12 protein-coding genes are annotated in these 12,657 nt (G+C 63.1%); 7 read left to right on the forward strand and 5 right to left on the reverse strand.

Going from position 1 to position 12,657, the window contains the following annotated elements:
* Positions 1 to 105: 105 nt before the first annotated feature.
* Both FHS84_RS11235 and FHS84_RS11240 read left to right on the forward strand, forming a co-directional pair.
* On the forward strand, positions 106 to 1,323 hold the full coding sequence (locus tag FHS84_RS11235) for an ammonium transporter (RefSeq protein WP_208393811.1): 1,218 nt from the start codon (positions 106 to 108) through the stop codon (positions 1,321 to 1,323).
* Positions 1,324 to 1,333: 10 nt separating this feature from the next.
* Positions 1,334 to 1,672, forward strand: coding sequence for a P-II family nitrogen regulator (locus FHS84_RS11240; RefSeq protein ID WP_166934187.1), 339 nt, complete (start codon positions 1,334 to 1,336; stop codon positions 1,670 to 1,672).
* Between the two features lie 189 nt (positions 1,673 to 1,861).
* On the opposite strand, the gene FHS84_RS11245 is transcribed toward FHS84_RS11240, so the two are convergent.
* Both FHS84_RS11245 and FHS84_RS11250 read right to left on the reverse strand, forming a co-directional pair.
* The gene (locus FHS84_RS11245; protein WP_166934189.1) at positions 1,862 to 2,413 is read right to left on the reverse strand and encodes a helix-turn-helix domain-containing protein; all 552 of its coding nucleotides are present in this window, start codon (positions 2,411 to 2,413) and stop codon (positions 1,862 to 1,864) included.
* Positions 2,395 to 2,757, reverse strand: coding sequence for a DUF4258 domain-containing protein (locus tag FHS84_RS11250; protein WP_166934191.1), 363 nt, complete (start codon positions 2,755 to 2,757; stop codon positions 2,395 to 2,397). The genes FHS84_RS11245 and FHS84_RS11250 overlap by 19 nt, the downstream gene beginning before the upstream one ends.
* Positions 2,758 to 3,103: 346 nt before the next feature.
* Between FHS84_RS11250 and FHS84_RS11255 the strand changes: the two genes are divergently transcribed.
* The 3 genes from FHS84_RS11255 to glgA all read left to right on the forward strand — a co-directional run bounded on the left by FHS84_RS11255 (position 3,104) and on the right by glgA (position 8,072).
* Positions 3,104 to 5,167, forward strand: coding sequence for a fused MFS/spermidine synthase (locus tag FHS84_RS11255; protein ID WP_166934193.1), 2,064 nt, complete (start codon positions 3,104 to 3,106; stop codon positions 5,165 to 5,167).
* Between the two features lie 171 nt (positions 5,168 to 5,338).
* On the forward strand, positions 5,339 to 6,592 hold the full coding sequence (gene glgC / locus FHS84_RS11260; RefSeq protein WP_208393812.1) for a glucose-1-phosphate adenylyltransferase: 1,254 nt from the start codon (positions 5,339 to 5,341) through the stop codon (positions 6,590 to 6,592).
* A 7-nt stretch (positions 6,593 to 6,599) separates the two neighbouring features.
* Positions 6,600 to 8,072, forward strand: coding sequence for a glycogen synthase GlgA (gene glgA, locus FHS84_RS11265; RefSeq protein WP_166934197.1), 1,473 nt, complete (start codon positions 6,600 to 6,602; stop codon positions 8,070 to 8,072).
* Between the two features lie 10 nt (positions 8,073 to 8,082).
* Here glgA and FHS84_RS11270 read toward each other — a convergent pair whose 3' ends face one another.
* Both FHS84_RS11270 and FHS84_RS11275 read right to left on the reverse strand, forming a co-directional pair.
* Positions 8,083 to 8,529 carry a chemotaxis protein CheW gene (locus tag FHS84_RS11270; protein ID WP_166934199.1) on the reverse strand — a complete coding sequence of 149 codons (447 nt, stop codon included), beginning with the start codon at positions 8,527 to 8,529 and terminating at the stop codon, positions 8,083 to 8,085.
* Positions 8,530 to 8,532: 3 nt separating this feature from the next.
* On the reverse strand, positions 8,533 to 10,401 hold the full coding sequence (locus FHS84_RS11275) for a methyl-accepting chemotaxis protein (protein WP_166934201.1): 1,869 nt from the start codon (positions 10,399 to 10,401) through the stop codon (positions 8,533 to 8,535).
* Positions 10,402 to 10,679: 278 nt separating this feature from the next.
* On the opposite strand from FHS84_RS11275, the gene FHS84_RS11280 reads away from it, so the two are divergent.
* On the forward strand, positions 10,680 to 11,237 hold the full coding sequence (locus FHS84_RS11280) for a hypothetical protein (RefSeq protein ID WP_166934203.1): 558 nt from the start codon (positions 10,680 to 10,682) through the stop codon (positions 11,235 to 11,237).
* 23 nt (positions 11,238 to 11,260) lie between these two features.
* On the forward strand, positions 11,261 to 11,782 hold the full coding sequence (locus FHS84_RS11285) for a hypothetical protein (protein WP_166934205.1): 522 nt from the start codon (positions 11,261 to 11,263) through the stop codon (positions 11,780 to 11,782).
* A 55-nt stretch (positions 11,783 to 11,837) separates the two neighbouring features.
* Here the strand turns inward: FHS84_RS11285 and upp are convergent, their stop codons facing one another.
* Positions 11,838 to 12,467, reverse strand: a complete 630-nt coding sequence (gene upp / locus FHS84_RS11290; RefSeq protein WP_166934207.1) for a uracil phosphoribosyltransferase — start codon at positions 12,465 to 12,467, stop codon at positions 11,838 to 11,840.
* Positions 12,468 to 12,657 lie beyond the last annotated feature (190 nt).

Here is a 12,657-nt window from a genome sequence, read left to right on the forward strand (position 1 = left end):
AATACGATAATTGCTGATTTGAACGGCAATGTGCCGCGTTGCGGGCGATGCACGGTTTTGCAACCTGCCCGGCCAATAAGCAGAAAACCGTCTCTGGAGGGCAATGTGATCAACGGAGCCGATACCGCCTGGCTGATGATATCCAGCGCCTTGGTGCTGCTGATGATGCTTCCGGCCTTGGGCTTCTTTTACGCGGGCCTGGTGCAGGCCAAGAACATCCTGTCGGTGTTGTTCCAAACCTTCGCCATCGCCGCGATCGTTTCGCTGATGTGGTTCGCGTTCGTCTATTCCGAGGCGTTCAGCGGCTCCGGCGCGTGGATCGGCGATCTGAAAGCGATGTTCCTGCAGCATCTGCCGCGCGACGCCGTACATCCGGGCACGTCCATTCCCGAAAGCGTGTTCGTGATGTTCCAGATGACGTTCGCGATCATCACGCCCGGCCTCATCATCGGCGCCTACGTCGAGCGCATCAAATTCGGCGCCGTGATGCTGTTCTCGGCATTGTGGCTGGTACTCGTTTATGCGCCGGTGTGCCATTGGGTGTGGGGCGGCGGTTATTTCGGCCAGCTCGGCGCGATGGATTTCGCCGGCGGCATCGTGGTGCATCTGACCGCGGGCATCTCCGCCCTCCTCGCCGCCGCGATGCTCGGCCCACGGCACGGCTTTCCGCATTCGGTGCAGCCGCCGCACGCGCCGTGGATGGTGATGGTCGGCGCCGCATTCCTGTGGGTCGGCTGGTTCGGCTTCAATGCGGGCAGCGCTCTCAAAGCAGGCAGCGATGCCGGCATGACGATGCTGGCCACGCACCTGGCGGCCGCAACGGCAACCTGCGTCTGGATCGCGGTGGAATGGATCAAGTTCGGCAAGCCTTCGCTGGTCGGCGCCGTCACCGGCGCGGTGGCGGGTTTGGCCACGATCACGCCGGCGTCCGGCTATGTCGGCCCCTTGGGCGCGGTGTTCCTGGGCGCGGCGGGCGGCCTCGTCTGCTACGGCGCTGTGCATGTGGTGAAGCGGATGTGGAAGGTCGACGACGCTCTCGACGTGCTCGGCGTGCACGGGGTCGGCGGCGCGCTCGGCAGCCTGCTGGTACCCTTCGCCGTAGGGCTCGGCGTCGGCGGCACCACCTTGGCCCGCCCGGTCCTGGCCCAGTTCGGGGTTCAATTGGAAACCGTTATCGTCACAGGCCTCTGGTCGGCGGCGGCAACGTTCGTCATTATCAAGCTCACCAAAGCCGTCGCCGGATGGCGGATCGACCGCGAACAGGAAATCCAAGGCCTGGATTTCTCCAGCCACGGCGAGACCGGCTACAACATGAATGGGTGAGGACCGACGCATGAAACTCGTGATCGCGATTATCCAGCCGCATCGGCTCGACATGGTGCGCGACGCCCTCCTCACCACCGGCACCGAAGGCATGACGGTTTCGGAAGTGCGCGGCTACGGCCGTCAGAAGGGCCACAAGGAGGTCTATCGCGGCGCCGAGTACACCATCAGCTTCATTCCCAAGCTGAAGCTGGAAGTGGCGGTGCCGGACGAACGCAGCGAGGTCGTGGTCGAGGCGATCCGCAAGGCCGCCTACACCGGTAAGATCGGCGACGGCAAAATCTTCGTCTGCGACCTCGAAGCGGCCTTACGCGTGCGCACCGGCGAACGGGATAACGACGCGCTATAGCTTTCCTTTCGCCTCCTGCTCCGCCGCAAGCGGAACAAAATCCGCGGCGCTATCGCGAACTATCAGACCAAGCCGTGGAAAACCTGCAGCGAAGGGATGTTGTGGGCCACCATATAGAGCGACTCATGCAAAAGCCCCGGCCATTCGACCGGGGCTTTATACAAGCTCAGAAACGTGTAGAGCCTCTAATTAAGCTCCAACGCAGGCAAGTTCGCGCGTTGTGGCCGTTTTTATCCAACCCATATCCGTTTCAGTAAACACGAGTTTGTTGGGGCGCGTCTCGTCTTTCAATGCAAGCTCATTTAGCGCTTTCACCAAATTAGCCATGAACGCCCCGCGTTTACGGGCAGGAACAAGCTCAACAGCAAAAAGAAGACGCATCGCCACTTCGGCAGGGCCAGTGATAGCACACTCACCCTTCTCCCAACGTGCTACCTGCTGATCTGATAGCCTGAGGGCTCTACCCAAATCAGCTTGCGTCATATCCAATTCTTTCCGCAAAAATCTCAATTCCTTTGGAGAGAGAGCTTTGCGGTCAACAATGAGGGATAGGCCGATGGCCCTATGAAGGCCGTCAATATTGCTGATGGTTACACCATCGCCGTACGGTGTGCTTTTGCGTGTAAACCCACTCAGCAGGTACACGTCGTCAAGCCCGCACGTGGTGTAGTGCAGCGGTTCCGCTTGTATTTCCTTTCCGTCTTGGAAGAACTCACGTCTTGTCATCGCAAATCCTCCCATTCCACCGTCTTCACAAATAACTCCGCATCCTTGATTACGATCACTACGACGCCCGCTTCTCGTCGGCCCCGCAGAACCTTTGTCATCTTCCCTTTCCATTCCCCCAGACTCTCCCCCTGCTCTATTTGGTCGTCCAATTGGCCCGTCCGAAGGATCGTCAGCGCATCCGTGTCCGTGATGTCCCGTTCGTCGCTTCGGTCGAACGCATGTGATCCCCACGTGATGTTGTCCGTGTTCTTCGCAATCTCCCGAATCCGCTTTTGCAGCCAGGGCCTCGGCGGCTTGAACGGCACCAGATCGGCGCCTCGGCCGCCGGCGGGTTGAGGGGGTTTTGGATCGACCATGACCTATCATAATGATAGTTCCTGTTGCATTGCAATACCTATCAATATGATAGGTCCAAGTTTAATAAGCTGTGAAAATATAAAGACAATTCTGGGGCAATCCCTTCCGCACGGGGAAGACAAAGTGCCACGGACGTAGAAACGGACGCTGGCGCCCACCACCACCTAGGAGTGCAGCATAGTGAAGGAGAGCCCTAAACGAGCTGGTGCAGCACGACGCACACACACTTTCGCCCATAGCGGAATGAACCGCGTGCCAGCAACATCCGCCCCCCAGGCGGAAGGTTTGTTCGCGCTTTTTAACGCCTGGGTTCTATAACCACCGGCCTCAATGTCGGGGAATCGCATGGCTCAGCGTTGGCAGGTTGACCGCTTCGCGGCTGCGGCGACGATCCTGGCGGGCGCGCTCTTGCTGTTCGAGGTCGAGCCGCTGATCGCCAAGGCGATCCTGCCCTGGTTCGGCGGCTCGGCGCAGGTCTGGACCACCTGCCTGTTGTTTTTCCAGGCAGCGCTGCTGGCCGGATATCTCTATGCCCATGTCCTGACCACGCACGTGCCGCCGCGCTGGCAATGGCGCATTCATGCCGGGCTGTTGGCCGCCAGCTTGGTGTTCCTGCCGATCATTCCGGCCGAGCACTGGAAGCCCGCGGGCGGCGAAGGTCCGCTGCCGCTGATCCTCGGCCTTCTCGCCACCACCATCGGCCTGCCGTTCGTGCTGCTGTCGGCGACGAGCCCCTTGGTGCAGGCGTGGCTGGCGCGGCCGGTCGAAGGCCCGGACGGCGCCGTCGTGCGCCCGCCCTACCGGCTGTTCGCGCTGTCGAACTTCGGCTCGATGGTGGCCCTGCTCAGCTATCCCGTATTGGTCGAGCCTTACGTCACAGGACACCTGCAGGCCGTCGGCTGGTCGGTGCTCTACGCCGGGTTCGCGGTGATCTGTTCGCTGACGGCATGGCGCTATCGCGAGGGCACACTGGCGCGGCGTGAAAAGACCGAGCGGCCGACCTGGGGCAAGCGGGCGTTGTGGTTCTTCCTGGCCGCGGCGCCCTCGGGCCTGTTGCTGGCAATGACCAACTTCATGCTGCAGAACGTGGCGGCAATCCCGCTGTTCTGGATCGTGCCGCTGGCGCTCTATCTCGCCAGCTTCATTCTCGCCTTCAACAATCTCAAATGGTTCGCGCTGCCGGCGTGGTATCTCGTGTTCGTGCTGGCGCTCGGCGTCGCATTGGCCTCCACCGCCGGCCTCTTCTCCGAACACGGATTGCTGATGTTGCCGGTGCTCTCCGGCGTGCTGTTCGTGTTCTGCTGCGTCTGCCATGGCGAGCTGTCGCTGGCGCGGCCGGAACCCAAGCATCTGACCGAGTATTATCTCATCATCTCGACCGGCGGAGCGGCGGGCGGACTGTTCGTGGCGGCGGTGGCGCCGACCGTGTTCAACGCGCCTTACGAGCTGCCGATTTTATTGCCGCTGACGGCCTTGATCGTGCTGGCGGCGGCTGGACGGCACTATCGCGAATGGACCACGCTGCACCAGAACCTGCTCGCGATCTGCGGTCTGCTGGTGGTGGGTGCAGCCGGATGGACGATGGCGCGGACCGCCTATTCCTTTCAGTCCCATTCGGTGTTCCTGACCCGGAACTTCTACGGCGCCCTGCGGGTTCAGGATACCGCCCTGACGAAGACCAATCCGATCGTGGTGCGCCGGCTGGTCAACGGCTCGATCCTGCACGGCATCGAAGTGAAAGACCCGCGGCTGCGGCGGACGCCGCTGTCCTATTACGCCCGGCCGTCCGGGATCGGGCGGCTGCTGACCGAGGCGGGCAAGCGCGGGCCCCTCAAGGTCGGCGTGATCGGGCAAGGTGTCGGCACGCTGGCGGGCTACGGCCGCGCCGGGGACACCTACCGTTTCTACGAGATCAACCCCGCCGTCGACCGCATCGCCCACGCGCTGTTCTGGTACCTGCCGACCAATCCGGCCCGCCAGAGCGTCGTCATCGGCGACGGGCGGCTGAGCCTCGAACGCGAGCGGCCGCAAGGCTTCGACGTGCTGGTCGTGGACGCCTTCCTCAGCGACTCCATCCCGCTGCACTTGCTGACCCGCGAGGCCTTTTCGCTGTACTGGCGCCACCTCAAGCCCGACGGCGTCCTGGCCGTGCACGTCTCCAACCGCTACATCGCGCTGGCCCCGGTAATCGCCCAGGACGCGGCCGCGCGCGGGATGACCACCCGCAGCATCGACGTCTACAACGACCTCGACCACGGCGTGACGCGTTCGGTCTGGGTCCTGGTCACCCCCCGCAAGGACCTGTTCCGGAAGGGCGAGCTTGCCGGCATCCCGACCGAACCGGTCCCGCAGGGCCTCAGACCCTGGACCGACGACTATTCCGCGATCTGGAGCGTCCTGCGTTTCTGACCGGCCCGGCGAAGCGGCGGGTACGGACGTTAGCGCTCCCGTCGACCGCCAAATTAGCCAAAAAAAGTATGGCCAAACCTGCCTTTACAATTGCACTCTGTGCTAGTGATGATTTCAAAAGATGACACCGGAGCAGTCCGGCGAACCGGGCGCCCGAGGGAGTGAATGCTTATGGAGCGTAGACATCCGTTCGCGCGTGACACCATGGCCTACGTCCTTGCGGGCGGACGCGGCGCGCGGCTGAACGAACTGACCGACAAGCGCGCCAAACCGGCCGTCTATTTCGGCGGCAAGGCCCGCATCATCGATTTCGCCCTGTCCAATGCAGTCAATTCCGGCATCCGCCGCATCGCCGTCGCCACCCAGTACAAAGCGCATTCGCTGATCCGCCATCTGCAGCAAGGCTGGGACTTCTTCCGCTCCGAACGCAACGAAAGCTTCGACATCCTGCCGGCCTCGCAACGCGTCTCCGAAGGCCTGTGGTATCAGGGCACCGCCGACGCGGTGTACCAGAACATTGACATCATCGAGAGCTACAATCCGGAGTTCATGGTCGTTCTCGCCGGCGACCATATCTACAAAATGGATTACGAGCTGATGCTGATGCAGCATGTCGAATCCGGCGCCGACGTGACCATCGGCTGTCTCGAAGTCACCAAGGCCGAGGCCAAGGGCTTCGGCGTGATGGCGGTGGACGAGAAAAGCGTCATCACCGATTTCGTCGAGAAGCCCGCCGATCCGCCGACCATGCCGGGCAAGACCGACACCTGCCTCGCCTCGATGGGCATCTACGTCTTCCGCACCAAGCGGCTGTTCGAGGAACTGAAGCGCGATGCCGCCACGCCCGGCTCGACCCGCGATTTCGGCAAGGACATCATTCCGTACCTGGTCAAGAACGGCAAAGCGGTGGCGCACAAGTTCTCGGATTCCTGCGTGCGCGCGGGCGCCGAGGCCGAGCCTTATTGGCGCGACGTCGGCACCATCGACGCCTATTGGGAAGCCAATATCGACCTCACCGACGTGCTGCCGAAGCTCGACCTCTACGACACGACGTGGCCGCTATGGACCTATGCGGAAATCACGCCGCCGGCCAAGTTCGTGCACGATCTCGAAGGCCGCCGCGGTTCGGCCGTGGCATCGCTGGTATCGGGCGACTGCATCATCTCGGGCTCGCATCTGCGCCGCTGCCTGTGCTTCACCGGCGTGCGCTCGAATTCGTTCTCGGTGCTGGAAGACGCGGTGATCCTGCCGCGCTGCAAGATCGGCCGTTCGGCACGGCTGAGGCGTGTGGTGCTCGACCGCGACGTGGTCATTCCGGAAGGACTGGTGGTGGGCGAAGATCCCAAGCTCGACGCCCAGCGCTTCCGCCGCTCCGAAAAAGGCGTCTGCCTCATCACCCAGGCGATGATCGACCGGCTGACGTGAGGCTGTCATGAGCTTGCGTGCGCTTTCCGTCGTTTCCGAGGCCTATCCGCTGGTCAAGACCGGAGGCCTTGCGGACGTGGCGGGCGCACTGCCGGCAGCCCTCAAGCCCTACGACGTGGCGGTGACGACGCTGCTGCCGGGCTACAACAAAGTGATGAAGGCGCTCAGCCGCGGCGAAGTTCTTCATCAGTACCGGGATCTGCTCGGCGCCGAGGCGCGGCTGATCGCGGGCACCGCGGGCGGGCTCGATGTCATCGTGCTCGATGCGCCGGAATTCTACGCCCGCGACGGCGGGCCGTATCTCGATCCCACCACCGGCAAGGACTGGCCCGACAACTGGATGCGCTACGGCGCGCTCGGCCGCGCCGCGGCGGATCTCGCCGAGGGCAAAGCCGGCGACGGCAGCTTCGATCTGGTGCACGGCCACGACTGGCAAGGCGCGCTGGCGCCGGCCTATCTGCGCTACGACGGATCGAGCGTTCCCTCGATCATCACCATCCACAACATCGCCTTCCCCGGCTGGTTCGCGCCGGAAACCTTCTCGCATCTCGGACTGCCGCAACGCGCCTATTCGATCGAAGGCGTCGAGTATTTCGGCGGCGTCGGCTTCCTCAAAGCGGGCCTGCATACCGCCGATGCGATCACCACGGTATCGCCGACCTATGCCGAGGAAATCCGCACCAAGGAATTCGGCATGGGCCTGGAAGGCCTGATCCGGGCGCGCGGCGACCGCGTGTTCGGCATCGTCAACGGCATCGACACCAATGTCTGGAATCCGGCGAGCGATCCCAACCTCGTCCAGCAGTACGACGCCCGCACGCTGCATCTGCGCCGCCAGAACCGGCAGGCAGTGGAAAAAGCGTTCGGTCTTTCCGACGGCTTCGGGCCGATCTTCTGCGTCATCAGCCGCCTGACCACGCAAAAAGGCATGGACGTGCTGGCCTCGCTGACCGACGATCTCGTTGCCATGGGCGGAAGGCTGGCGCTGCTCGGCTCGGGCGATACCAAGCTCGAAACCGCCTTCATCGCGGCCTCGAACAAGCATCGCGGCAAGATCGGCGTCACCATCGGCTACGACGAAGCGCTGTCGCATCTCTTGCAGGGCGGCGCCGATGCGATCCTGATCCCGTCGCGGTTCGAACCCTGCGGCCTGACCCAGCTTTACGGCCTGCGCTACGGCTGCATACCGGTGGCGGCCAATACCGGCGGACTTGCCGATACCATCATCGACGCCAACGAAGCGGCGGTGAATGCGGGCGTGGCGACCGGGTTCCTGTTCCACGGCGTGACGCGCGAAAGCCTGACCGGCGCCATCGCCCACACCATCGCGCGCTATGCCAATCGCAAAGTGTGGAAATCGCTGCAGGAACAAGGCATGCGCGCCGACTATTCGTGGGCGCGGTCGGGGCGGCAATACGCCGATCTCTACCGCCGTTTCGCCAAGGCCGGCAGCACCCAGGCGGCGGTGAGCACGATCTAGGCGGACGGGCTTAGCCGAACGCCTCCACGCCCGCGGTCAGCTTGTCGATACCGAGCAGCGTCACCATGCGGCCGTCGAGCACGGCCACGCCCTCGACGTAATCGTTGCTGGTTTCGCGCACGATGTCCGGCATCGGCTGAATCTGATCTTCGGTCAGCGTCATGATGTCGAGCACCGCATCGACCAGCATGCCGGTCGAACGCTCGCCGCTTTGCAGCACGATGATGACATGCGCCGGCGTCACCTCGGTCATTCCCATGCCGAGCCGCGCTTTGAGGTCGATCACCGGCAGTACGACGCCGCGCAGGTTGACCACGCCGCGCACGTAATCGGCGGCATGGGGCACCGTGGTCGTTTCGGTCCAGCCGCGGATTTCCCGCACGCCCATGATGTCGGTGGCAAACTCCTGCCCGGTAGCCAGGAACTTGATGTACTGCCGGGCGCCTTCGGTCTGCATGGATCAGAACTCCGTCCAGTCGTCGTGCGGCGCAATCTTCTGCGCCGTCGCTGCCGCGGAGATGCGGCCGGCGCTGACGCGGCGTACCGGGCGCACGGCAACCGGTTTGGCAGGCGCACGCGCGACCGGACGTTCGGCGATGGCTGCCGTGGAATGCTTTTCGCTCGTCTTGAAGAACGAGATCAGTTCGCTGAGCGTATGGGTCTCGCTGGCGAGATTGCGCGACGCGGCGGTCGACTCCTCCACCATCGCGGCGTTCTGCTGCGTGACCTGATCCATCTGACTGACGGCCGAGTTGACTTCCTCGATGCCGGTCGCCTGTTGCTGCGCGGCGGTCGCCATTTCGCCGACCAGCGCGTTGATCTGCACGACCTGCTCGACGATGCGCTTCAGGGCGGCGCCGGATTCGCCGACATACTTGACGCCGTCGGCGACATGCTCGCTCGAGGTGTTGATGAGCGACTTGATCTGCTTGGCGGCTTCCGACGAACGCTGCGCCAGCGAGCGCACTTCGCTCGCCACGACGGCAAATCCCTTGCCCGCTTCGCCCGCACGCGCGGCTTCGACACCCGCATTGAGCGCCAGAAGATTGGTCTGGAACGCGATCTCGTCGATGACGCCGATGATGTCGGTGATCTGCTTGGACGACTGGGATATCGCATCCATCGCCTTCACCGCCGTCTCGACCACGCGGCCGCCCTCTTCCGCCGTCGTCTTGGCGGTGGCGACGCTGATCGTGGCTTCCTTGGTGTTGGCCGAAGTCTTCTTGACGGTCGCCGTGATCTCTTCCAGCGCCGCGGCGGTTTCTTCGAGGCTGGCCGCCTGCTGTTCGGTGCGGCGCGACAGGTCGTCGGCGGCCGTCGAGATTTCGTTGGCGCCGTTGGCGATCTGTTGGGTGGAGTTCATCACGCCGCTCAGCGTGTCCTGCAGACGCTCGACCGCCCCGTTGAAATCCTGCTTAAGCTGGGCGAACGGCCCGACGAGTTCGGCAATGACGCGGTACGAGAGATTGCCCTTGGCAATTTCCGCCAGTCCGGTACCGATGCTCTCGACGATCAGTTTGGTTTGTTCGGCCTTGGACTGCTCGGCCGCCGCAAGCTGGTTCTTGAAGGTCGTCATGGCTTCGGCGAGCTTGCCGATCTCATCCTGCTGATCGGCGTGCGGTACGTGGGCCATGAGGTTGCCGTTCGCCAGTTCGCCCATCGCGTCCGTCATGTGGCCGAGCGGCTTCGACACGCTGCGGATCAGCATTATGCCCGCGCCGATGCACAGCACGACGGCAAATCCCAAGGCCACGATGATCCAAAGGCGGCCCGAGAGATAGGTTTCCTGGCCGTGCTCGCCCGAGGACTCGCCCATTTCCTTGTTGAAGGCGACGTCGGCCGTGACGGCCTTGTTCAAGGCGCTGAACGCTTCGCGCATCTCGTGGGTGTAATAGCGCGCCGCGGCGGCGGTACCCTGGGACTGCAGCAGCTCGAGTTCCTTCTGCTCCATCGGCCGGTATTCGTCCCAGCGCGCCTTGATCTCGTCGGCGAGCGCACGCTCTTTGCCGGGTGTGATGTTCTTGGAATACTCCGCCCACGCCGCTTCGGCATCGGCCAGAACGCCCTGCCGGATTTTCGTGTCGCCGGCGCGCTGGCTTTCGTCGATCAAAAGCATGGACGCCTGAAAGGCGCGATAATGCGTGATCTTGGTCTGGAAGCGTCCGAGGGCCTGAATGGACGGCATCCAGTTGGACCGCAGATCGTTCGCATCGGTATTCAGCCGCGCCAGGCTGGTGATCGCGAACACTCCGAGCGCGATCGTCGTCAACAATACGATCGCGAACGCTCCGACGACTTTCTTGCTGACCGAGAAATCCTTGAAACTCACGGGGGGCTCCGGGGGTGATCGTCACTATGCGGAGCTTTTGTGACACCATACATTTTAGAATGAGTTTATTTATGGCCGGTTTTTCCTGGTACTTTCACGGCTTAGTTGCGGTGCTACGGCCGTCAACACTTCGATAACGCTGTTTTGTCCGACATTCCGCCAGAGCGGGCGCCGCGCCTGGTTGTAGTCGTTGGCAGTACGTATTTTCCGCAAGGAACCAAAGGAACAGCCCCCTGGCCGGCTCGTTAAGCTCGCGACGGTGATCTTGGAGGCAAAGCATGAATCCGGCGGACCCGATGGCGGCAGTATTGATCGTGCTGGTAGTCGTTTTGGCGGCAGCAGTGGCCCTCCTTATCTGGCGCGGACGCGGATCGAAGCGTTTGAAATCGCACTTCGGCCCCGAATACCAACGAGCCCTCGAAGAAACCGGCAGCCGCCGGGCGGCCGAGGAGCGTCTGCGCCGTCGCGAACAACGGGTGCAGTCCTACGCCATTCATCCCCTCTCGCCCGAGCAACGCGCCCGCTACGCGGCGAGATGGCGCGCACTGCAGGCCGAATTCGTCGACGATCCGGCCGGTGCGGTCTCGGCAGCGGACCGGCTCCTCGGCGAAGTGATGGCGGCGCGCGGCTATCCGGTCATCGAATTCGAGCAACAGGCGGCCGATCTGTCCGTCGAGCATCCGCAGGTGGTCCAGAATTACCGGACCGCACACGAGATTGCGGTGCGCCATTCCCAGGGCCAGGCCAATACCGAAGATCTGCGTCGCGCCATGGTCCACTACCGCAGCCTGTTCGAAGAACTGGCGAGCGAACCTCGCATGCGCGCGGCCTCATAAGGAGCAGAATTATGGATGGAAAAATGAACAGCAAAGGTCCGCCGCGCGATCCCAGCTTCGATCCGCAGATCGTTCCGGAACACCGCGATCCCCTGGGCGAGGTCTTCGACGATCCGGAAGCGGCGGCCGCCGAACAGCGCCGTGCGCGGGTCCCCGACGAGCGGCTCGAAGACGATCTCGATACACCGATGTCGGGCACGGAGCCACCGGGCCGCGATGTGGACGAGGAGATGTCAGCTCGCCGCTTCGCGCAGCACCCCGCGGAGGAAGAACGCGATGCGCCATTGCTGGCGCCGGAACATGCCGATCCGCTGCGGGCGCAGTGGGATTCCATCCAGACGGCGCTCGTCGACGAGCCGCGGCGGGCAGTGGAAGATGCCGACCATCTGGTGGCACAAGCGATGGCGCGGCTGGCCGATACCTTTGCGCAGGAGCGCGCCAATCTCGAACAGCAATGGGGCCGCGGCCGGGAAGCGTCCACGGAAGACCTGCGGCAGGCACTCAGGCGCTACCGCGCGTTCTTCCAGCGGCTGCTGTCGGTGTAGCTTTTTCCGGCGCACTTCGTAGCCGAAAACCGGTGCCCGCTTTTCGGCGAAGCGCTTATTTCGTCCCGAACATGCGGTCGCCGGCATCGCCGAGACCGGGAACGATGTAGCCGTGATCGTTGAGATGGTCGTCGATCGCGGCGGTCCAGATGTGGACGTCGGGATGGGCCTCGTGGAACTTCTTGAGACCCTCGGGCGCCGCCAACAGGCACATCAGGCGGAGATTGTTCACGCCCCGGTCCTTCAGCATGTCGACGGCGGCGATGGACGAATTGCCGGTCGCCAGCATCGGGTCCATCACGATCACCAAGCGGTCGGCGATGTCTTCCGGCGCCTTGAAATAGTATTCGATGCTCTTCAGCGTCTGCGGATCGCGATAAAGGCCGATGAACGCGACGCGGGCCGACGGCACCAGATTCAGCATCCCTTCCAGGAACGCCATGCCGGCGCGCAGGATCGGCGCGAACACCAGCTTCTTGCCCTCGATCTCCGGTGCCTTCATCGGCGCCAGCGGGGTTTCAATGTCGATCAGCGTGGTCGGCAGCTCGCGCGTAATCTCGTAGCACAACAGCATGCCGATCTCGTTGAGCAGTTCGCGGAACTGCTTCGTAGACGTTCCCTTTTTCCGCATAATGGTGAGCTTGTGCTGAACCAGCGGATGATCGACCAGCGTGACGCCGTCCATTTCGTGAGACTCCCGAGCCTGCCTTTGAGTTAGGATGTGTCGCGTCACGACGCAAGGCGCCCATCGGACGCGGAAACACACCAAGATGTGGAAATCCGGCCATCTTACGCGCGCGTGTCCGATCTGCCCGGAAAAGCCGCGGAATCCGGCTCGCCGCAGTTCGTTGGCGGTGCTAAGCTGGACGCCTGTT

Source organism: Rhizomicrobium electricum (genome assembly GCF_011762045.1).
GTDB classification, from domain to species: Bacteria; Pseudomonadota; Alphaproteobacteria; order Micropepsales; family Micropepsaceae; genus Rhizomicrobium; species Rhizomicrobium electricum.